This is a genomic window from Paralcaligenes ginsengisoli (assembly GCF_054781135.1).
On sequence record NZ_BAAGUZ010000005.1, the window covers coordinates 56,241 to 77,482 of the forward strand.

The 21,242-nt window shown below is 59.9% G+C and carries 24 protein-coding genes; 15 read left to right on the forward strand and 9 right to left on the reverse strand.

Features of this window, described 5'->3' with window-relative positions:
* Positions 1–16: 16 nt before the first annotated feature.
* Positions 17–553, reverse strand: a complete 537-nt coding sequence (locus tag ACYVIS_RS04085) for a YqaA family protein (protein WP_460873341.1) — start codon at positions 551–553, stop codon at positions 17–19.
* Positions 554–694: 141 nt separating this feature from the next.
* On the opposite strand from ACYVIS_RS04085, the gene ilvA reads away from it, so the two are divergent.
* Positions 695–2,203 (forward strand): threonine ammonia-lyase, biosynthetic, encoded by a 1,509-nt coding sequence (gene ilvA / locus ACYVIS_RS04090; protein ID WP_232741215.1) that lies wholly within the window; start codon positions 695–697, stop codon positions 2,201–2,203.
* A 10-nt stretch (positions 2,204–2,213) separates the two neighbouring features.
* Here the strand turns inward: ilvA and ACYVIS_RS04095 are convergent, their stop codons facing one another.
* The 7 genes from ACYVIS_RS04095 to ACYVIS_RS04125 form a co-directional block, all read right to left on the reverse strand.
* Positions 2,214–2,765, reverse strand: coding sequence for an adenine phosphoribosyltransferase (locus tag ACYVIS_RS04095; RefSeq protein ID WP_232741216.1), 552 nt, complete (start codon positions 2,763–2,765; stop codon positions 2,214–2,216).
* A gap of 104 nt (positions 2,766–2,869) precedes the next feature.
* Positions 2,870–4,534 carry a thiol reductant ABC exporter subunit CydC gene (gene cydC / locus ACYVIS_RS04100; RefSeq protein ID WP_232741217.1) on the reverse strand — a complete coding sequence of 555 codons (1,665 nt, stop codon included), beginning with the start codon at positions 4,532–4,534 and terminating at the stop codon, positions 2,870–2,872.
* The gene (gene cydD, locus ACYVIS_RS04105) at positions 4,531–6,303 is read right to left on the reverse strand and encodes a thiol reductant ABC exporter subunit CydD (RefSeq protein WP_460873342.1); all 1,773 of its coding nucleotides are present in this window, start codon (positions 6,301–6,303) and stop codon (positions 4,531–4,533) included. The genes cydC and cydD overlap by 4 nt, the downstream gene beginning before the upstream one ends.
* A gap of 20 nt (positions 6,304–6,323) precedes the next feature.
* Positions 6,324–6,461 carry a cytochrome bd-I oxidase subunit CydX gene (cydX, locus tag ACYVIS_RS04110; protein ID WP_232741219.1) on the reverse strand — a complete coding sequence of 46 codons (138 nt, stop codon included), beginning with the start codon at positions 6,459–6,461 and terminating at the stop codon, positions 6,324–6,326.
* Between the two features lie 24 nt (positions 6,462–6,485).
* Positions 6,486–7,640 carry a cytochrome d ubiquinol oxidase subunit II gene (gene cydB / locus ACYVIS_RS04115; protein WP_460873343.1) on the reverse strand — a complete coding sequence of 385 codons (1,155 nt, stop codon included), beginning with the start codon at positions 7,638–7,640 and terminating at the stop codon, positions 6,486–6,488.
* An 11-nt stretch (positions 7,641–7,651) separates the two neighbouring features.
* The gene (locus tag ACYVIS_RS04120; RefSeq protein ID WP_232741221.1) at positions 7,652–9,232 is read right to left on the reverse strand and encodes a cytochrome ubiquinol oxidase subunit I; all 1,581 of its coding nucleotides are present in this window, start codon (positions 9,230–9,232) and stop codon (positions 7,652–7,654) included.
* 19 nt (positions 9,233–9,251) lie between these two features.
* Entirely contained in the window at positions 9,252–9,794 is a 543-nt protein-coding gene (locus ACYVIS_RS04125; protein ID WP_232741222.1) for a GbsR/MarR family transcriptional regulator, read from the reverse strand.
* 183 nt (positions 9,795–9,977) lie between these two features.
* Between ACYVIS_RS04125 and ACYVIS_RS04130 the strand changes: the two genes are divergently transcribed.
* The 10 genes from ACYVIS_RS04130 (at position 9,978) to ACYVIS_RS04175 (ending at position 17,890) form a co-directional block, all read left to right on the forward strand.
* Positions 9,978–10,967 (forward strand): KpsF/GutQ family sugar-phosphate isomerase, encoded by a 990-nt coding sequence (locus ACYVIS_RS04130; protein ID WP_232741223.1) that lies wholly within the window; start codon positions 9,978–9,980, stop codon positions 10,965–10,967.
* Entirely contained in the window at positions 10,964–11,569 is a 606-nt protein-coding gene (locus ACYVIS_RS04135) for a KdsC family phosphatase (RefSeq protein ID WP_232744673.1), read from the forward strand. Before ACYVIS_RS04130 ends, ACYVIS_RS04135 begins: the two co-directional genes overlap by 4 nt.
* 5 nt (positions 11,570–11,574) lie before the next feature.
* Positions 11,575–12,195: an LPS export ABC transporter periplasmic protein LptC gene (lptC, locus tag ACYVIS_RS04140; protein ID WP_232741224.1), complete on the forward strand. Its 621-nt coding sequence runs from the start codon at positions 11,575–11,577 to the stop codon at positions 12,193–12,195.
* Positions 12,192–12,875: a lipopolysaccharide transport periplasmic protein LptA gene (lptA, locus tag ACYVIS_RS04145; RefSeq protein ID WP_460873344.1), complete on the forward strand. Its 684-nt coding sequence runs from the start codon at positions 12,192–12,194 to the stop codon at positions 12,873–12,875. The genes lptC and lptA overlap by 4 nt, the downstream gene beginning before the upstream one ends.
* A 37-nt stretch (positions 12,876–12,912) precedes the next feature.
* Entirely contained in the window at positions 12,913–13,701 is a 789-nt protein-coding gene (lptB, locus tag ACYVIS_RS04150; protein ID WP_232741226.1) for an LPS export ABC transporter ATP-binding protein, read from the forward strand.
* A 204-nt stretch (positions 13,702–13,905) separates the two neighbouring features.
* Positions 13,906–14,232 carry a ribosome hibernation-promoting factor, HPF/YfiA family gene (hpf, locus tag ACYVIS_RS04155; protein ID WP_232741227.1) on the forward strand — a complete coding sequence of 109 codons (327 nt, stop codon included), beginning with the start codon at positions 13,906–13,908 and terminating at the stop codon, positions 14,230–14,232.
* 205 nt (positions 14,233–14,437) lie between these two features.
* Positions 14,438–14,896, forward strand: a complete 459-nt coding sequence (locus ACYVIS_RS04160) for a PTS sugar transporter subunit IIA (protein WP_232741228.1) — start codon at positions 14,438–14,440, stop codon at positions 14,894–14,896.
* Positions 14,897–14,908: 12 nt separating this feature from the next.
* A complete protein-coding gene (hprK, locus tag ACYVIS_RS04165) occupies positions 14,909–15,838 on the forward strand; it encodes an HPr(Ser) kinase/phosphatase (RefSeq protein WP_232741229.1) in 930 nt (309 codons plus the stop codon).
* Positions 15,839–15,944: 106 nt separating this feature from the next.
* Entirely contained in the window at positions 15,945–16,817 is an 873-nt protein-coding gene (rapZ, locus tag ACYVIS_RS04170; RefSeq protein ID WP_232741230.1) for an RNase adapter RapZ, read from the forward strand.
* The gene (locus tag ACYVIS_RS04175) at positions 16,814–17,890 is read left to right on the forward strand and encodes a septal ring lytic transglycosylase RlpA family protein (protein WP_460873345.1); all 1,077 of its coding nucleotides are present in this window, start codon (positions 16,814–16,816) and stop codon (positions 17,888–17,890) included. Before rapZ ends, ACYVIS_RS04175 begins: the two co-directional genes overlap by 4 nt.
* Here the strand turns inward: ACYVIS_RS04175 and rsmI are convergent.
* On the reverse strand, positions 17,866–18,807 hold the full coding sequence (rsmI, locus tag ACYVIS_RS04180) for a 16S rRNA (cytidine(1402)-2'-O)-methyltransferase (RefSeq protein WP_460873346.1): 942 nt from the start codon (positions 18,805–18,807) through the stop codon (positions 17,866–17,868). The two genes, ACYVIS_RS04175 and rsmI, sit on opposite strands and share 25 nt — an antisense overlap.
* A 34-nt stretch (positions 18,808–18,841) precedes the next feature.
* Between rsmI and ACYVIS_RS04185 the strand changes: the two genes are divergently transcribed.
* The 4 genes from ACYVIS_RS04185 (at position 18,842) to ACYVIS_RS04200 (ending at position 21,192) form a co-directional block, all read left to right on the forward strand.
* A complete protein-coding gene (locus tag ACYVIS_RS04185) occupies positions 18,842–19,330 on the forward strand; it encodes a YraN family protein (RefSeq protein WP_460873347.1) in 489 nt (162 codons plus the stop codon).
* A 64-nt stretch (positions 19,331–19,394) separates the two neighbouring features.
* The gene (locus ACYVIS_RS04190) at positions 19,395–19,988 is read left to right on the forward strand and encodes a phosphoheptose isomerase (RefSeq protein WP_460873348.1); all 594 of its coding nucleotides are present in this window, start codon (positions 19,395–19,397) and stop codon (positions 19,986–19,988) included.
* Positions 19,988–20,701 (forward strand): BON domain-containing protein, encoded by a 714-nt coding sequence (locus tag ACYVIS_RS04195; RefSeq protein WP_460873349.1) that lies wholly within the window; start codon positions 19,988–19,990, stop codon positions 20,699–20,701. The genes ACYVIS_RS04190 and ACYVIS_RS04195 overlap by 1 nt, the downstream gene beginning before the upstream one ends.
* Positions 20,698–21,192 carry a peroxiredoxin family protein gene (locus ACYVIS_RS04200; RefSeq protein ID WP_232741236.1) on the forward strand — a complete coding sequence of 165 codons (495 nt, stop codon included), beginning with the start codon at positions 20,698–20,700 and terminating at the stop codon, positions 21,190–21,192. The genes ACYVIS_RS04195 and ACYVIS_RS04200 overlap by 4 nt, the downstream gene beginning before the upstream one ends.
* Positions 21,193–21,242 lie beyond the last annotated feature (50 nt).

Here is a 21,242-nt window from a genome sequence, read left to right on the forward strand (position 1 = left end):
GCCAAGGCCGCATGCGTCACGCATGCGGAAAAACCCACAGGAGTCCTCCGGTAAGGGCCACATAGCGCAAAAACTTGCCCACCGCCATGTAAAAAACACAGGGCCAGAACGACAAGCGCATCCAGCCGGCTACGGCACATAAAGGATCCCCCACAACCGGCAGCCAGGCGAAAAAAAGAATGGGTGGGCCTACTCGATGCGACCAGCGGCTGATTTGAGCATGCCAGCGCCCGCCCGCCTTGTGCCGAAGGCCAGCCTGGCTCTCGGGCAAATGCCCATGCTTCTCGTGCCAGCGCCTATAGGCTTTTTCCGCCGCCTCGCCGACACCGTAGGTAATCATGCCGCCCAGCGTATTGCCCGCGGCGGCAACCAGCATCGCCGGCCAGAACATGTCGGGAGCCATTTTGACGTAAGCGAAAACAGCCGGCTCGGAGCCCATCGGCAGCAAGGTCGCCGACACCAGGCTGACAAGAAAAATAGCGCTCAGGCCCACTTTGGGCAGCGCCAGGGCAAGCAATAACCACTGTATCGAAGATTCCAGCCAAGTTTCCATAGTGCGGTAGTTTAGCCTCGACCGGCGCAGGCTTGCGAAACCGAGACTTTACGCGACTTTGCCCTGCCCATGCCGGGAATCGCCATGTGGTAATCTGCTTCTTTGTATTTTTTCTGCATCGGCCCCTTCTTTCTCCTCACCATGTCAACCGACTATCTAAAGCGCATACTCACCTCGAAAGTTTACGACGTTGCCGTCGAATCATCTCTGGAACTGGCCCCCCAGCTATCGGCACGAATTAATAACAAGGTGTTCCTCAAGCGTGAAGATACTCAGGCGGTTTTCAGTTTCAAGCTGCGCGGGGCCTACAACAAAATGGCCAATTTGAGCGCGGCCGAACTCAAGCATGGCGTTATTGCGGCATCGGCGGGGAATCATGCCCAGGGTGTGGCCTTGTCGGCCCGGCGCCTGGGCTGCCGCGCGGTCATTGTCATGCCCACCACCACTCCGCAAGTCAAAATCGATGCGGTACGTGGCTTCGGCGGTGAAGTGATCCTGATGGGCGACAGCTTTTCCGATGCGTACTTGTACGCCAAAGAGCTGGAAAAGAAAGAAAAACTGACGTTCGTGCATCCTTTTGACGACCCCGATGTCATCGCCGGACAGGGCACGGTGGGGATGGAAATCCTGCGCCAGCACTCCGGTCCGATCGACGCCATTTTCGTGGCCATAGGCGGTGGCGGCCTGATCTCGGGCGTGGCCGCGTATGTCAAACAATTGCGTCCCGAGATCAAGATCATAGGCGTGCAAACCACCGACTCCGACGCCATGATCCGCAGCATCAAGGCCGGGCGACGCATCGAGCTTACCGACGTGGGCCTGTTCTCCGACGGCACCGCGGTCAAATTGGTCGGCGCGGAAACCTTCAGGCTGACGCGCAAATACGTCGACGACTTCATCACCGTCGACACCGACGCCATTTGCGCCGGCATCAAGGATGTCTTCCAGGACACCCGCTGCGTCCTGGAGCCCGCCGGCGCCCTCGCGCTGGCCGGCGCAAAGCGCTACGCGGCCCAGAACAAATGGAAAAACAAAACCATAGTCGCCATTACCTGCGGCGCCAACATGAACTTCGACCGATTGCGCTTTGTGGCGGAACGGGCCGAAGTGGGCGAAGCGCGCGAAGCCATCTTTGCGGTCACTTTGCCAGAAAAGCACGGCAGCTTCCGCGGCCTGTGCGAAGCGGTTGGAAACCGCAGCGTCACCGAATTCAATTACCGCATTTCCAACTCTGAAAAAGCCCACGTATTCGTCGGCCTGCAGATCTCCTCCCTGCCGGAGGCCGATAAAATCGCGGCGAATTTCCGCAAGAAGGGCTTTCCTGCGCTGGACCTGACGCACGACGAAATGGCCAAGGCGCATTTGCGCTATATGGTGGGCGGACGCTCGGCCTTGAGCGAAAATGAAGTGCTGTATCGTTTTGAATTCCCGGAGCGTCCCGGGGCCCTGATGAAGTTTCTCAATGCCATGAACCCCGACTGGAACATCAGCCTGTTCCACTACCGCAACCAGGGCGACGACTACGGCCGGATTCTGGTCGGCATCCAGGTCCCACCCCGCGACAAAAAACACTTCAAGGATTTCCTGGAAACCCTGGGCTACCCGTACTGGAACGAGACCGACAACCCGGCGTATCAATTGTTCCTGTAGAAACTGCCCCTCAGGGCGCTGTTTCGGAAAAACTGCAGACGGTGTACAACGGCAGGCCGGTGGCCCTGACCGCTTGCGAGCCGCCCAACTCAGGCAGGTCGATAATGGCGGCGGCCTCAACCACATTGGCTCCCAGGCGCTGCAGCAATTTGGTGGCGGCCATCATGGTGCCGCCGGTGGCGACCAGGTCGTCGATCAGCAAAACCCGCTGCCCGGGCCGCACGGCATCGGTATGCATCTCGACGGTCGCGTTGCCGTACTCCAGCGTATATTCCTCGGCCACGGTGCGAAACGGCAGCTTGCCCTTTTTGCGCACCGGCACAAAGCCCAGATTCAGCTCGTACGCCAATACCGATCCCAGGATGAAACCCCTGGCATCGACACCCGCCACCAGATCCAGCCGCTGGCCTATATAGCGATACACAAACAAGTCGATCAGCACGCGAAACGAGCGCGGATCCTGCAGTACCGGCGTGATGTCGCGAAACATGACCCCCGGCCTGGGCCAATCGGGTACGCTGCGAATCGTGTTGCGAATGTAGTCGACGGGATCAGTACTCATGGGATTGGCCAGAAAGCGGAACGGAGGCAAGGCTCACTATACCTTGCCCGTGCGGGCAAAGCGTGCACGAACACATTTGTTACAAAACGCGTCACACCTTTGCCTCAGACCGGGCCCAGGACACCATCGCCCAAGCGCACTATCCGGTCGACGGTGCCGGGCGGGATCTCGGCATGCGTTGCCAGAATCACCGTCTTGCCTATGGCCACCCTGGCCAGATCGGCAAAGAAAGCCCGCTGGGCCCGCTCGTCCAGGCCGGCGGTCGGCTCGTCCAGCAACCACACCCGGGCCGACGTCAACAAGGTGCGCGCCAGGCATAAGCGTCGCACCTGTCCAACCGACAACCGGCAACCCGATTCGCCCACCCAGGTATCGAGGCCCATTTCCAGCGTCCTGACGAACTCGGCCAAGCCAGCGTGCTCCAGCGCTTGCCAGAGCTCAGCCTCGCTGGCGTCGGGCTTGCCGATAAGCATATTGCTGCGCAGCGTCCCAAGAAACACCGGCGAATTCTGCGACAGCAGGGTGATGCGACTATGCAATTCCGCCAGCCTGACCTGGCTTACCGGGACGCCCCCGTACTCGACCGCGCCCGCGTCCGGATCGACTATGCGCATCAACAGGGACAGCAGCGTCGATTTGCCGGATCCGCTTACCCCTACGATGGCAACGCGCTCCCCTTCGCGAACAAGCAAGTCCACACCCTCCAATACCTTGCGATCGCGCGCGCCAGGATAGGCATATCGCAGGCCGGACAGTTGGATCGCCCCATTCCGCGGCAGGGGTCGCGGATCATCCACCTCGGGCACCGCGGCCTGATCGCGCAGGATAGCCCGCACGCGGACGGCCGCAGCCGCGGCCGTCCCCAGCCGGGCCGCACCGCGCATCAACGGCCCCAACACTTCAAACAAGCCCAGCGCCCCAAGCAACAAGCCGGCCCAGACCGGGCCGCTCAGGATGTGGGCTTGAAACGCCACCAGCCCGAGCCATAAAAGCACCACTACGCAAAACCCGGCTACCAACTGCTGCATCAACTGCCCCGCCGAACCAATCGCCGACAGGCTGTCGCGCGCACTGGAAAGTTGTTGTACAGCCATTTGAAACCGCGCCGTCGCCTGGGGCTCCGCGGCAAAAACCGCCAAATCCACATGGCCGGCAATCGCATCGTGCATAAGCGTCCTGGCTTGAGCCGCGGCCTGTTGGGCGTAGGCCCCCGGAACCCTGGCCCAACGCGCCAGCAGGTAGGGGATCACGCAAACGCCAAGCAGCAAAGCGGCAAATACCAGCCAGCCCATTAACGGCACCAGCCCTCCCAAGACCAGGCTGAATGCCAATCCCAGGGTCAGCGCCGCAAGAACCGGTGCAATCACCAGCAGGAACAGCGTATCCAGTGCATCGATATCGCCCACCAGGCGAGCCACCAGATCCCCTTCTTGATAGCCGGCCAACTGGCCCGGGCTCAAACCCATGATCCGGCCAAACACGGTAGTGCGCATATCGGCCAGCAAACCCAGGGTGGCGGCATGTCCGACCACACGCTCCGCATAACGGGAGCCGATGCGTACAAAGGCAAAGCCGCGCACCAGGGCCGAAGGAGCAAACAGATTGAAGGCAATCGAGGCCCCCGCCAAAAAGGCTCCAGTCAGAAACCAGCCCGACACCGACAGCAAACCCATGCCTGCGGCCAGCGTCAGCATCGCCAGCGACAGCGCCCCCAACAGGGCGCGCCAACGCTGCGCGAACCAGGGCCACAGCAGCACCAGGGCTTTCATGCCGACACCTGATGTTCATGTATCCGCAAAATACGCCCCAAACGATCCGCCACACAAGGATCGTGCGTAGCCACCAGCAATGTGCGATCGGCCGCAAATTCCAGAAGCGAATCCATGAGCCGGTCGCGGCTGGCCGCATCCAGATGCGCAGTCGGTTCATCGAGCAGAATCAAGTCGGGGGAAGTCAAGAACAGGCGGGCCAGCGCCAATCGATGCAATTGCCCGCCCGACAGACCGTAACCCTGGGCGCCGAGTACGGTTTGCAGCCCTTGCGGCAAAGCCATGACAAATTCTTTCGCACAAGCCGATTCCAGAGCCTGGAACAAAGCCTGCTCGGAAGCATCCGTCCTGGCCAATCTGAGATTGTCGGCAATTGAGCCCGGCAGGAAAAACGGCCGCTGGGCAATCAGCACTGCGCGGCGCCGCAATTCGACATTCGGCCATTGATGCAAAGGCCGGCCAAAGAGCCGGATTTCGCCGGAGCCAATCTCCCGCAAATTCACCAAAACCTCGAGCAGGCTGGTTTTGCCCGCCCCGCTTGCTCCCATGAGAGCCACTTTCTCACCCTTGCCCAGGGCAAAGCTCGCTTCGTTCAGTATCGTCGCGCGGCCCGATGCGGGAATCGTCACGCACCGCACCGATACCGCCTGAGCCGTCTCCCGATCGACAAAAGGCGCGGCGTCGGGCACACAAGAGTTTGGAGTCGCCCCGGGAAACAACAGCTCGCGCTTGTCCCCCAGACTCACTTCAGGCAGAACGTCAAACGCCGCGGCGATATGCCCGACCGCGGCACGGGCCGCCGCGCGATCATGATAATTCGCCGCAAACTGCCGCAAGGGGTTGTAGACCTCGGGGGCAAGAAGCAGGCAAAACAAGCCCAGAGGCAGTGTCAAGGCACTGGAACGCAGGTCCAGGTAGCCCAGATAGCTCAAGCCTACGTAAAGTGCCACGGCAGCCACGCCCAGGGCCGCGAAAAATTCCAGTACGGCCGACGACAGGAAAGCGATACGCAGCACCGCCATGGTTTTCCTGCTCAGGCTCTCGCTGGCCAGGCGCACCGTTTCAATTTCAGCCTGGGCGCGGCCAAAAAGCTTGAGGGTAAAAGCACCGCGCAGGCGATCAGCGAAAAATCCGGATAAACGCGCCAGGGCCAATTGATGCTTGCGGCTTGCCGCCTCGGCACCCCAACCCACCAGCGCCATGAAGACGGGAATGAGCGGCGCGGTCAACAGCAGAATAAGCGCCGCAATCCAGTCCACCGGCAACAGCACAATGCCAAACGCCAACGGCAAGAACAGGGCGGCAATCGCCGACGGCACGTAGCGGATAAAAAAGCCATCGAGTATTTCAACCTGCTCGATCACGGTGCTGGCCAGCTCTCCGGAAATTCCTTGCCGGGTCCATTGAGGGCCGCGCGCCAGCATTTGCTCGAAAAGTGCCAGCCTGAGCCGGGTCTTGATTTTTTCAGCGCCTCGGCTGGCCGCCCGCTCGCCCGACCAGACAATGACGGCCCGCAACACGATGAGAAGCACAATCGAATAAATCATGGATGATGCCGCGGCCAGCGGCAGCCCCCCGCCTATGGTCAGTCCAAGCACCTGGGCCAGCCACCACGTCTGAACCAGCAAAAGCAGGCCCGCGACGATCGGAGCCAGAAATGCCCACCCCATGTATAGGGGGATCAGCCGTATCAGCGACGACAACCAGCGCGACTGATGGCGGGTCAGCCGGGACGACGACAGGCCTGGGCCATTTTCAGAACCCGGCATGGCGTTCCGCGACTCGGCACTCAAGCCTGATGATCTGTAAATGCGCCAAGGTTGCGGGGATTATGCGATTCGCCTTCGCGCAATTCGAACCACATTGCATTCAGAATCGAAAACGCGCAGGCCAGTCCCAGTCCCAGGATCCACGAAAAATACCACATACAGACACCCTATACGATTCAAAGTTAGTAGGCATGCGGGGCATCGCCGACAGATGCCGACGTGACCTTGCCGCGCATGACCCGGTATACCCAAGCGGTATACAGGCAGACAATCGGCAGTAAAACAGCAGTTGCCAGCAGCATGACCCACAGGGTCAGACGGCTGGAGGACGCGTCCCAGATGGTCAGGCTTGCATGAGGGTCGAGCGAGGAAGGCAGCAAAAACGGAAATATCGAAAACCCGAAGGTCAGCACAATTCCGGCCACACTCAGGGCTGAGGACAGGAACGCCGCCGCCGCGATTCTGAGTTGCAGCGCCAGGATCACCAGAACGGCACCGCCCAGACCAAGGATGGGCGCTATCCACATCGCCGGCCACAAGGCGTAATTGTGAAACCACGCACTGGGCATGGCGACCACCGACTTGGCCAAGGGATTGGACAGCTGATTGGGGTCGATGGCGCTGGTAATCGAAAAACCGACCAGGCCATGCGCCGCCCACCAACCACCCAACGCAAACAGCACCAGAGACGCCAGCGCAAACAGGCTGCCGGCAGTTCGAGCCCGCGCGGCCAATGCGCCATCGGTTTTCCAGAACAACAGCGCCGAGCCGTGCATGGCCAGCATGCACACGCTCAATAGACCGCACAGCAAGGGAAACGGCGTGAACAGATCAAAAAATCCGCCTTGGTAGAGGGGGCGCATGGAGTCGGCCTCGAAGCCGAACGGTACGCCGATCATTACATTTCCCACCGCCACCCCGAACACCAGCGAGGCAATCAGTCCCGAACCGCACAACACAGCATCCCAGGCGCGGCGCCACCGCCGCGAGGGCATTTTGCTGCGATATTTGAATCCGACCGGACGCAGGATCAGCGCAATCAGCAAAAGCATCATGGCCAGATAGAACCCCGAGAAGGCCGACGCATACAACAGGGGCCATGCCGCGAAAACCGCTCCTCCCCCGGTAATCAGCCAAACCTGATTACCCTCCCAGACCGGACCGGCAACGTTGATCACGACACGGCGTTCGATATCCTGCCTGGCGACCAGAGGCAGGACCGTTGCCATGCCCAGATCGAATCCGTCCATGACGGTGAAGGCGACCAGCAGCGTGCCCAGCAGCGCCCACCAGATCACTCGCAAAGTCGAATAGTCGAAAGGAATAAGCTGTTCCATGAAATTTGCTCCTATTCGGTTGCCGGCAGCGCCGGCGCCAGGGCTGCCGCCAGCGAGGCTTGTCGCGCGCCAGTCCCGTCGCTGGGTCCGGCCTTGATGGCATGCAGCATGACCTTGGCGCCAACAATCGCCAGAATGGTGTAGAGCACCAGAAATATGCCCAGGCTGAGCGCCAGATCGCCCACCGTCAGCCCCGATGCCGCATAGTAGGTGGGCAGCACGCCTTCAATCACCCAGGGCTGGCGGCCGAACTCGGCCACAAACCAGCCGCACTCGATGGCGATCCACGGCAAAGGCAGAGTCCATACGGCAAATTTCAGGAAGCGCGGATATTTTTGCAGCCGCCCGGTGGATGCCAGCAGGAACGCCACGGCGAAAAACAGAATGAAATACAGACCCAGGCCCACCATGATCCTGAAAGTCCAGTACAAAGGAGCCACCTGGGGAACCGTATCCTTGGCCGCCCGGGCAATATCCGCGGGGGTGGCCTTGCTGATATCGGCGCTATAGCGCTTGAGCAGCAAACCATAGCCCAGGTCGCGCCAGTTGTCGTCGAACAGCTTGCGCGCCGCGGCATCGTGCGGGCTTGCCCGAACCTTTTGCAGCGCGTCGTAGGCCACGATGCCGTTTTTTACCCGCACTTCGGCACGCTTGACCAGATCGTCAATTCCCAACAGGGGTGTGGTCAAGGACCGAGTGCCGATAATACCCATCAGATATGGAATTTCGACTGCAAAACGATTTGTTTCCGTGGCTTGGTCGGGAATGGCAAACAAATTGAAACTGGCCGGTGCCGGCTCGGTTTGCCACATCGCTTCAATGGCGGCAATCTTCATTTTCTGATGCTCGGTCGTCAGGTAGCCGCTTTCATCGCCCAGGACCACCACCGACAGGGCCGAGGCCAGGCCGAAACTGGCCGCCACCACCATGGAACGCTTGGCCATCTCGAAATGGCGACCGCGCAACATATACCAGGCGCTCACGCCCATCACAAAAACGGAGCCCATGACATAGCCCGCGCTGACCGTATGAACAAACTTGGCCTGCGCCACCGGGTTAAAGATGACCTCTGCGAAATCGGTCATTTCCATGCGCATGGTCAGGGGGTTGAAGATGGCACCCACCGGGTTCTGCATCCAGCCATTGGCGATCAGGATCCATAGAGCGGACAGGTTCGTCCCCAGAGCGACCAGCCAGGTGACTGCCAGGTGACCCGTCTTGGACAGACGGTCCCAGCCGAAGAAAAACAAGCCCACAAACGTGGCTTCGAGAAAAAACGCCATCAGGCCTTCGATTGCCAGCGGAGCGCCGAAAATATCTCCTACATAGTGGCTGTAATAGGCCCAGTTCATGCCGAACTGGAACTCCATCACAATGCCGGTCGCCACGCCCAGCGCAAAATTGATGCCGAACAAGGTACCCCAGAACAGCGTCATGCGACGCCAGATGTCGCGCCCGGTCATCACATAGATGCTTTCCATGATGGCCAGCAGAAATGACAGCCCCAAGGTCAGAGGCACAAACAGAAAGTGATACATCACCGTCGCGGCGAATTGGATTCGCGACAGAGTGACCACGTCGAAATCAGGCATGGCAATGCTCCCCAGTGATTTATTTGCTGCGCAACTTTCCGGCAAACCCTAAAACTTTCTGTACTTTGCTGCCGAGCCGCATCAGGCTTTCGAGAGTTTCGGGCGGCAAGCGCTGAACTTCATCGAACCAGGCAGTGCTGAGCTCGATGAGCTCGAGCATTTCAGTAATGCGCTGCTGGCCATAAGCCTCGTCGGCATCGGCGGGCTTTTCAAGCAGGGATCCCCGCAACAAAGTCAGCGTAGGATCGATTTCACGCTTGCGTTTTTCTTCGACCAGCACACGGAAAATTTCCCAGACATCCTTGAGCGATTCGAAATAATCGCGCCGATCGCCAATCTGATGCACCATGCGCACCAGACGCCAGGACTGCAGTTCGTGAATGCCCACGCTGACATTGGAGCGCGAGAAGCCCAGCGTTTCGGCAATCTCGTCGGCATTCATCGGCCTGGGAGACAAAAACACCAGGGCATATATCTGCCCTACGGTGCGGTTGACTCCCCAGCGGCTACCCATCTCGCCAAAGTGCAATACAAATCGTTCGGCCTGCGGACCTAGTATCATGATTTCTTTTCTTTCAGTAATTACCGAAATAACTGTAAAAACAGAATATAGCCAAAAAATGCCAGGCACACAAGCGGCAAAACCGGCGGGGCCCGGCATGTTCCGCAACCCGACTGAAACACGGCGAAACGGACTCGACCGCACAAATCGCAGAACTTGCCCGACTGCGTTTAAAATCCAGCCATGAAATCCACACCGGCTCCCGTCTCATCCGACATTATTGCTTCGGCGCACCGCACGCTAGGCATCGAAATCGCAGCGCTGCAAGCGCTGGATGCCCGCATAGACGACTCGTTTACCCGCGCGGTCTCCATGATGCTTGGCTGCCAGGGCCGCGTGGTGGTAACCGGCATAGGGAAATCGGGCCATATCGCCAAGAAAATTGCCGCTACACTGGCATCCACCGGCACACCGGCCTTTTTCATGCATGCCGCCGAAGCCATACACGGCGACCTGGGCATGCTGACCGCCCAGGATATCGTGCTGGCCCTGTCCTACTCGGGCACCGCCCAAGAGCTGCTGACCATCCTGTCGGTGACCAAACGCATGGGCATCCAGCTCATCGCCATCACCGGCAACCCGCAATCCGAACTTGCCCGGAACTCCGACCTGCACCTGGATGTGCATGTGCAACAAGAAGCATGCCCTTTGAATCTGGCGCCCACCGCCAGCACAACCGCCTCCATGGCATTGGGAGACGCCATTGCCGTGGCCTGCCTCGAGGCCCGGGGCTTCACCGCCGAAGATTTTGCCCGGTCCCACCCGGGCGGCGCGCTGGGCCGCCGCCTGCTGACGCTGGTGCGCGATGTCATGCGCCAGGGCAGCGCCCTGCCCATCGTGCACACCGGCACGGCCGTAACCGATGCGCTCCAGGAAATGTCCAGCAAGGGCATGGGCATGACCATCGTCATCGACAAGGACAATCGCCCGATAGGCATCTTTACCGACGGCGACCTGCGCCGGCTGATTACCCGCCACGGCGATATACGCCCCCTGACGGTGGCCGACGGCATGAGCCCGCACCCAAAAAGCGTTCCGCCCACCGCGCTGGCGGTCGAAGCGGCGACACTGATGGATTCGGGGCGCCTCAACCAGATACTCGTGGTCGACAATACCGGGCTATTATTAGGGGCTCTGCACATGCACGACCTCCTTGCCGCGAAAGTCATCTGATCATGAAATCTCCCACTGTCCCTCACCCCGCCGAGGCTCTGGTTCTGGCCAAAATCGCGCCGGCCGTCATAGAACGCGCCAACCGGATCCGGATCATGGCTTTCGACGTCGACGGCGTCCTGACCGACGGGCGCCTGTGGTACGGCGAGCATGGCGAAGCCTTCAAGAGCTTCAATGTCCTGGACGGGCACGGGCTTTCGCTGCTGCGTGAAAGCGGCATCACCATAGCCCTCATCACCGGGCGCCAGGGTCCGATCCTGGCGCGCCGGGCAGCCGAACTGGGCATCTCGATCGTGCTGCAGGGCGTACGCGACAAAGCCACGGCCCTGGTCGCCCTGGCCCAGCAGCACGGCTGCACTCTGGAACAGGTCGGTTTCATGGGCGACGACATCATCGACCTTGCCGCCATGCAGCGTGCAGGCCTGGCCATCAGCGTGCCCAACGCCCCGATTTACGTGGCGCAGGCCGCCCATTGGGTCACTGCGACGGCCGGCGGCTTTGGGGCGGTGCGCGAATGCTGCGACGTCATCCTGGCCGCCCAAGGGCGCCTGCGCACATTCTTTGCCTCCCGCCCCTTCACAACGAGCGGGCCCACGCAATAAATTCAATGAAAGACCGCATTCCCACCTTCATCGCATTCGCTCTGCTCATCGCTCTGGTTTTTGGAACCTGGTGGGCGGCCGACTATGCCCAGCGCTCCATCCCGGTCGACCCACCCCGGCGCCTGACCCACGAACCCGACTCCTGGGCCGATCAATTCGTCATGGTGCGTACCGACGCCGCCGGAACCCCCATCAACCGGCTCGAAGGGGTATACATGCAACACTACCCCGACGACAATTCGTACAAAGTCACCACCGCGCGAGCCATAGGCCAGCAACCCGGCTCGCCGGTCACCATAGGCACATCCAAAGTGGCTGTCATGGATCAGGATGGCGCACGGATTATCATGCAGGGCGACGCGCACCTGCACCGCCTTGCCGATAAAGATCATGCCGCTCTTGACGTCACCAGCCAGCAACTGACCTTGCTTCCAGACAAAGACGTCGCTTTTACCGACCTGCCCGCCCTGGTGGTCAACGGCAACTCGACCATGAACGGCAAAGGGATGCGTTACGATAACAAAACCCGAACCCTGCAGGTGTACTCGGCTACCGACGTCAAGATATCGGGCCAGGACACTCAAAATCAACGAAACTCCAAACCCTCGCGCAAAACGAAACCATGAATCCACGACGCCCCCTTTTACTCTCGGCATGGCTAGTCGCGTCAATAGTGCTGTCCGGTCTTGCGGGCAATGCAGCGTACGCCGCGTCCGCGGCCCATCAGCCGGCCGCGGGCAATACCGCACCCCCCAAGGCTGAACCAGGCAGTGCCAAGGCGCCTGGCAAAACGGGCAAGAAGCCGGCAGAAGAACCCGACACCCTGGTCCTGTCCGACACCTTGAACTACAACGACCTCAAAAAGGAAAGCGTCTTTACCGGCAACGTCGTCATGACCCGTGGCCTCATGACGCTGCGTTCCGATACGCTCTCCATGCACGAAGACGCCAACGGCTTTCAATACGGCACGGCCACCGTCGGCCCCAACAAGCTGGTTTTCGTACGCCAGGAAAACCCCGCCAAATACGAAGTCATCGAAGCCAAGGGCCTGCGCGCCGAATACAACGGCAAAACCGACGACTTCGAAATGATAGGCAAAGCCGTAGTCACTCGCTTTGTATGCGGCAAGCCTTTTGACACCATCAGCGGCGAACGCGTCAAGTACAACCAGAAAACCGACATCTACGAGGCCTATGGCGGCCCCAATTCGGCGGCGGCAGGCGGCCGCGTGCGCTCCGTGGCCCAGCCCGGCGCCAAAATCGATGCGGCGGTTGCCGAATGCAGCAAAAAATCGGCCAAGGGCTGAAAACGCCCCGCCCATTTCTATAAGCAAACAATAATTTATGTCATCTTCCCCACCGGCCGGCCACGCTTCGGCACCGCAGCTTCCTCATCGCAGCCTGCGTGCTACAGGCTTGCGAAAAACCTACGGCAAACGCACCGTCGTGCACGATGTGTCCCTGGCCGTCGACAGCGGCGAAGTCGTGGGCCTGCTGGGCCCCAATGGCGCCGGCAAAACAACCAGCTTCTACATGATTGTCGGAATTATTCCAACGGATGCCGGGCGCATCGAAATCGACGGCACATCGATCACCGGCTTGCCCATGCACAAGCGCGCGCGTATGGGTTTGTCGTACCTGCCGCAAGACGCCTCGGTGTTTCGGCGCCTGACGGTCGAAGAAAACATACGCGCCGTACTCGAGCTTCAGGTCGAAGAAGACGGACGCCCCATCTCCTCGGCCACCATCGGTGAAAACCTGGAATCCCTGATCGACGAATTGCAAATCGGACACATACGCCGCAATACGGCCATTTCCTTATCGGGCGGGGAACGGCGCCGTGTTGAAATCGCGCGCGCGCTGGCCACGCATCCCCGCTTCATTTTGCTTGATGAACCTTTTGCCGGCGTAGACCCTATTGCCGTCATCGAAATCCAGCGCATCGTGCATTTCCTGAAAAGCCGCAACATCGGCGTATTGATCACCGACCATAACGTACGCGAAACCCTGGGCATTTGCGACCGGGCCTACATCATCAGCGAAGGCAAGGTCCTGACCAACGGGCATCCCAGCGAAATCATCGACAACGAAGCCGTACGCAAAGTGTATCTGGGCAAGAATTTCAAGATGTAATTGTTATTACGCACTGCCCAGGGCCACCACAAGGGCCGCCCCTGCGCAACCGTGCCGGCCGGGGATTCGTGCCGGCCCCGGCCCACTTGATTTAGTTTGCATAATCTATAAACTGAAGTCATTGCCATTTCATTACAAGGAGAGCAATTTATTTCAAAAACGCGCGTCGTCGCGCATCCGTGTTTTTTTATAGGAGAGCACAGTATGAACCTGAGCATTAGCGGTCGTCACCTCGAAGTAACCCCCGCCATCCATGAGTACGTCATGAATAAAATGGCCCGAGTTTCTCGACACTTTGATAGCGTCATCGACACCCAGGTCATGCTCTCGGTAGAGCCCCTGAAGCACACCGCCGAAGTCACCATGCGACTACGCGGCAAAGATATCCATTGCGAAGCAAACGACGAGAATCTGTACGCAGCTATTGACCTTCTGGCCGACAAAATCGACCGTCAGGTCATAAAATACAAAAGTAAAATCCAGAATCACGCACACGAACCCGTCAAACGACAAGAAGCCCCCGTCGAATAAACCCAAGCAGACCACGCACGCTGGCCCCACACCAGGGCAAGCAGGCCGGGCTTGACCTTGCAAACTTGCCATGGCTCCAATCGCTGTTTCGGTTGAGTCATGGCGTTGCAAACACTTGTACCTAAAAAGCACCATCCAGGGTTGATCGCCCGTGGATTTTCGTTCTTTTTTATATGGTTTTCGATAAGCCCATATAATGGGTCACATGAACCTACTGTCACGTATCCTGCCACCGCAAAACGTTGTGCTCGACCTGGCCGTTACCAGCAAAAAAAGGGCTTTCGAGCAAGCAGGTCTGCTTTTTGAAAACCACCACGGCATTGCGCGGACCTCGGTGTTTCACAGCCTGATCGCGCGCGAACGCCTGGGTTCGACCGCGCTGGGCCATCATATTGCTGTGCCGCACGGCCGGATCAAAGGCCTCAAGGAGCCCTGTGCCGCCTTTATCCGGCTCGCCAGCCCGGTACGTTTCGATGCCAGCGACGGCCGGCTCGCAAACCTGCTGTTTTTTCTGCTGGTGCCTGAAACCGCGACCCAACTGCACCTGGACTTGCTGGCCGAAATAGCCAAACTGGTCTCCAGCCCGGCATTGCGCCAATCGCTGGCAACCGAAACCGACGTCTCTGTGATTCACACCCTGCTCACCACCGACTCGCCAGTCTAAAAAAACACCGCCATGCTCACCATCCAAGAACTCGTTAGTGACAATGCCGACAAGATCTCCTTTACCTGGGTGGCCGGACTGGGGGCCGCGCATCGCCTGATCCCCGACGTCGGCATGTCCGGGGCCGACCTGGTGGGCCACTTGAACCTGATTCACCCCTCCCGCATACAGGTTTTCGGCAAGGAAGAGCTGTCTTATTACACCCGTTTCGACACCAAGCGGCGTATCCATCATCTCGAAGATCTGGTCGTGGGCGGCGTGCCCGCCATTCTTATCGCCGAAAGCATGCCGGTTCCCGAAGATTTGCGCGAATTCTGCAATTTGCAGCAAATCCCCTTGCTGAGCACCTCCATCGATGCGGCCCAACTGATCGACCTGTTGCGAATTTATCTGGGCAAGCGGCTGGCGCCCAAAACCACCGTGCATGGTGTATTCATGGATGTACTGGGCGTGGGTGTGCTGATTACCGGCGAGTCTGGCCTGGGGAAAAGCGAACTGGCTCTCGAACTGATATCGCGCGGCCACGGCCTGGTTGCCGACGATGCCGTCGAGCTGTCGCGCACCGCCCCGAACATGATAGAAGGCATGTGTCCCTCGCTCCTGCAGAATCTGCTCGAAGTACGGGGTCTGGGCCTGCTCGATATCCGCACCATTTTCGGCGAAACCTCGGTACGCCGGAAAATGAAACTGAAGCTCGTGGTGCAATTGGTGCGCTCGACGGCCGATGCTTTCGAGCGCCTGCCCATGCAGGACCTTACGCAAGACATACTGGGCGTGCCCATACGGCGTGTCATGCTGCAGGTTGCCGCGGGCCGCAATCTGGCGGTACTGGTCGAAGCAGCCGTGCGCAACACGATTCTCGCGCTGCGCGGCATCGATACCATGGGTGAGTTCATCGAACGGCAAGCTCTGGCCATTATGGAGAACAGCCGCAAAGAGTAAGCCTCAAGCCGGGCCCTCTTAACACGGCCCGTCCGAGTCATTTAGAATAAGGCAAGCGGGTTGCCGCCCGTCCACCAGCCGTTTTTAGTGGAACCTTTTTATCGTCATGCTCCGTATCGTTCTTATTACCGGTATTTCAGGTTCGGGCAAGTCTGTCGCGCTGCGCCTGCTCGAAGACGCCGGCTATACCTGCGTCGATAACCTGCCCGTCCGGTTTCTCCACGATTTTATCGCCAGCACCCGGGAAGACGGCCTTGAGCGCGTCGCTGTCGCCATCGACGTACGTTCGCCCGGCGAACTCGCCGGACTGCCCGATGTCATCACCGGCCTGCGCGCCATGGGCACGGCCTTCAGGGTCATTTTCCTGGATGCCAACGATCATACGCTGCAGCAGCGCTATTCCGAATCGCGCCGGCGCCATCCGCTTACCGACAAGCTGCAGCAAGGCGGCACGACCCCATCGCTGCAGGAATGCATCAATGCCGAGCGCGAGCTGTTGGCCCCGCTGCGCGAGCAAGAGCACGTCATCGACACGTCCGACCTCACGCCCGGCCAGTTGCGCGCCTGGGTGCGCGATCTGGTTCAAGCCGACCGCGCCGCCGTGGTCCTGACATTCGAGTCGTTTGCCTACAAACGAGGCGTCCCCGGAGACGCCGATCTGGTCTTTGACGTGCGCTGCCTGCCCAATCCTCATTACGACCAGGCCTTGCGGCCACTGACCGGGAAAGACGAACCTGTCGCAAAATGGCTGAGCCAGTTTGGCAGCGTCGAGACCATGGTCGAGGATATTGCCGGATTCATCCGGCGCTGGCTTCCCCTGTACATGCAGGACACCCGCAACTACCTGACCGTCGCCATAGGGTGCACAGGTGGGCAGCACCGATCGGTTTACGTCGTGGAACAGCTCGCAAGGCGGTTTGCCGACCACTCCCCGCTTCTGGTGCGGCATCGCAACCAGCCTCCCTCCCACATCCCATGACGACGCCATTACGTACGATCACCGCGGCCCTGACGCTGACATGCCTGCTTGTCCTGGCAGGCTGCTCGACGACACGCACACGAGGCGGCGGATACTATAAAGACGACGGCCCAGGCGCCCATCCCCCCTCCAATATCGATGCCATTCCAGATGCTGTCCCCCGCATCGAAACCCATTCCAGCGCCACCAGCAAGCCCTACGTCGTTTTCGGCAAACGCTACGTTCCGCTGAGCTCGGACCGCCCCTTCCGGCAGCGCGGCATCGCTTCCTGGTACGGAAAAAAATTCCACGGCGCAAAAACCTCCAATGGCGAAACCTACGATATGTACGCCATGACGGCAGCCCATCCCACATTGCCGATTCCCAGCTATGCCCGGGTCACCCGGGTCGGAACCGGCAAATCCGTCATTGTGCGCATCAATGACCGCGGGCCCTTCCACAGCAGCCGTATCATGGATCTGTCGTATGTCGCCGCGGCAAAGCTGGGCATTATCGGCCCCGGGAGCGGCGAAGTGATTGTCGACGCGATCACCAACCAGGATATTGCCAGGGGTGAAACGCATATCGACGACATTGCCGCGGCCGGGGGCACCATCCCCGAAACAGCTCCCGCCACCGCCGTGGCCGTCGCCGAACCTACGCCCAATGTCATGGCTGCCCTGCAAGGCACACGGGAAGATGCCTCGTCAACGCCGCCCGACCCCACCTCAAACGAAGCCGCGCCCGCCACACCCACGCCGCAATTCGCCAGGGCGCCCGAGAGCACGCCCGCCAACACTCCCAGGCCGGCATTGCTTGCCTACTCCAACAACTCCGCACAGGCGATGAATGTCGGGAACAACCAGATCTATCTGCAATTCGGCGCCTTCAGCGGTTCGGAAAACGCTCAACACATGGCGCAGAAGCTCAATCAGAAAATCGGTCAGATAGAAAGCCGGCCGGCCCGGGTGGAAACCGACAACAATCTGTTCCGTGTACAGATCGGCCCGTACCCCAACCGCACCGCGGCCGTTAACGCGGCCGTGCGTATCCAGCAGGAAACCGGGGCTCAGTCCACGATTGCGGTGCGTTGACGAGCCAGCGCCAACGCGTACAGCGTATCGCGCGACACGCCTGTTACCTTGGCGGCAATCCGCGCGGCATCCCGCACGCTCACTGATTCCAGCAGGGCATCCAACAATACCAGCGTCTGCGGATCGGCCTCTGCCGCCGTCTGATCCGCGGGTGGCTGGTGCACGATCAATACGAACTCGCCCTGGCTGCGGTGCGCGTCGTCGGCCAGCCAGGCGGCCGCCTGGCCCAGGGGTAAAGTGACCACCTGTTCGAAGCGCTTCGTCAGCTCGCGGGCCAACGTCAGCAAACGATCCGCGCCGCATACTTGCAGCAAATCCCTGACAGCGGCCTCAAGACGGTGAGGCGACTCGAACATCACAACCGGAGCCGCAACGGCGCACCAGCGTGCCAGCCATTTTTGCCGGGCCGTTGCCTTGGGCGGCATGAACCCCGCGAATACAAAGGCAGGATTCTCGTCGGACGTAACTCCGCTGGCCATAAGCGCCGTAATGACGGCGCTTGCGCCGGGAATCGCCACAACCCCATATCCCGCCTCGCGAACTGCACGAACGATCCTGGCGCCCGGGTCGCTGACCGCGGGAGCCCCCGCATCGGAAATCAGCGCCACACGCTCCCCCCTGGCCAATCGCGCCACAATCGCCTCGGCGGCACCCGCCTCGTTGTGGCGGTGCGCAGTCATTAGAGGTGTTCTCACCCCCCAGGCATCGAGCAAGGAGCGGCTCGCACGGGTATCTTCGGCGGCTATCACATCGCAACGCGCCAGCGTCTGCCAGGCGCGTAAACTCAAATCGCCCAGATTGCCTATCGGGGTAGCCACCACATAAAGCGTAGCCTGAGGCCAGGTCTGGCCTGCGACACGTTCAGTGAGACGATTCCATGTCGTTTGGGAATCTACAAAATCAGGAGTTTCACTCATACTAGGAAATAAGCGTTAAAACAGGACAATAGCCATGCCTGGCGAAGATCAATTCATTCATGCGCTGGCTCGAACCGCCCAAAAAGAAGCCGTACGCAAACGGCGCAGGCGACTATCCCGCGCAAAAACCAGGTCTCCTGCGAGTCCGACCGCAGTACTGTCGCCGTCTCAACGCGCCGGGCAGCAGGCGGAACAACATGCCAGGCGCCACCTGGAAGCTGCCGGCCTGACCATAGTAAGGCAGAATCTGCGCTGCAAAAGCGGTGAAATCGACCTCATCGCCCTGGATGGCGCAGTCCTGATTTTCATTGAGGTCAGGCACAGGCATTCCCGAAGCCATGGCGGCGCAGCAGCCAGTGTAAACCCCGAAAAGCAGAAACGCCTGATCAAGGCCGCAAATTATTTTTTGCCTGCCCTGAGCCGGCAATACTTCGGCGGCGCGGTTCCGCCCTGCCGTTTCGATGTGGTGGCCGTGGAACCTGATGGCATAAACTGGCTCAAACATGCATTTGCCGCCTGGTGAAGCCGACGGCCATCCGTTACGTCCGTTGACATTCTTTTCAGTCGAACATGAGATAATACCCACTATGGATATGACATCACGCATGAACTCGCACTTCGATGATGCCATCGATGCTTTCAAGGCCAGCTCCAAAGAGCTTGCCGCCCCACTTGCGGCGGCTATCGACCTGCTGTTTGGCGCCCTGGCCAACAACGGCAAGATCCTGGCCTGCGGCAACGGCGGGTCGGCGGCCGATGCTCAGCACTTTATTGCCGAACTGGTCGGCCGCTTCGAACGCGACCGCCTGCCGCTGGCGGGCGTCGCGCTGAATACCGACACCTCGATCCTGACCGCGGTGGGCAACGATTACGGTTTCGACGCCATTTTCGGACGCCAGGTCAGCGCGCTTGGACAACCGGGCGATGTGCTTGTCGCAATCTCCACCAGCGGCAACTCCGCCAACGTCGTCCAGGCCATCGATGCCGCCCACGAACGCGAAATGTCGATCATCGCCCTTACCGGCAAGGGGGGCGGCACAATCGGCTCCCTCCTGCACGAAACCGATATTCACTTATGCGTCCCGCATGAACGCACAATGCGCATCCAGGAGGTCCACATCCTGCTCCTGCATGCACTCTGTGACGGTATTGACGCCTTGCTACTGGGAGACACCTTGTAATGCCTAAGCTCAAACATTTCACCGCCCGTTCGCTCGTGCTGGCCTCGCTGGCCACGCTCAGTCTCGCCTCGCTGTCGGGTTGCGGCCTGCTGGTAGTGGGCGGCGCGGCCGCCACCACTGCCTCGGTCGCCAGCGACCGCCGTACCACCGGCGAGCAGGTGGAAGACAAAACCATCCAGATCAAATCCGCCGACGAAATGAACAAACTGGTGGGCGACAAAGGGCGCATAAACTCCACCTCGTATGCGGGCTGGCTGTTGCTCGTGGGCGATGTGCCCACCGAACAGATCAAGCAGCAGGCTGAACAGACCGCCAGCAAGATCGAAAAGGTCAAGAAAGTCATCAACGAGCTGAGAGTGGGCGACATCACCCCGTTCAGCGTGCGCACCAACGACACCTGGATCACTTCCAAAGTAACCGCGGCGCTGATCGACACCAAGGGGGTTCCAACCCGCACGATCGTCGTTCTCACCGAGCGCGGCGTCGTGTATCTGATGGGCAAGGTTACCGATGCCGAAGGCCAGATGGCAGCCACCGCGGCGTCGGGCGTGAGCGGCGTCAATAAAGTAGTAAAATTATTCGAGATCGTCACGCCGGAAAGCCTTCTGCAACGGCAAACACCGGCTCCGGTCCAAGATAACGCGGCAGCTCCCAGTTCAACCCCGGCGCCAGGCGGTACTTCCGGCGGCGCACAAGCCCTACCCATCAAATGAAAAAAACCTTAGTCAGTCTCGTCGTCCTGGTTGCGCTGGCAGGCATCGGTCTATGGCAGTTCTCCGGTTCCGCCAAGGCGGCGCCCGATGTCACCTTCGTCTCGCTGAGCGGGCAGAAAATCACACCGCAGGATTTGCGCGGCAAGGTTGTGCTGGTCAAATTCTGGGCCACCGACTGCGTCACCTGCATCCAGCAAATGCCCGATATGATCAAAACCTACGATGCGCTTGCGCCCAAGGGATTTGAAGCCATTGCCGTGGCCATGCAATACGATCCCCCTAACTATGTCAAAAACTACGCCGAAACGCGCAAATTGCCCTTTCCGGTAGCCATCGACGCGCAGGGGCAGATCGCCAAGGCTTTCGGCGACATCAGGCTGACTCCAACCGCGTTCCTCATCGACAAGCAGGGGCATATCATCAAGCGCTACCTGGGCAACTACGACAAGACGGCCTTTTTAAACACCGTCGAAAAGGCTCTTGCCAGTTGATCCCGGCGCAATCCGCTGTGCGCCATCAACCCGAGACCGCAACGCGACTC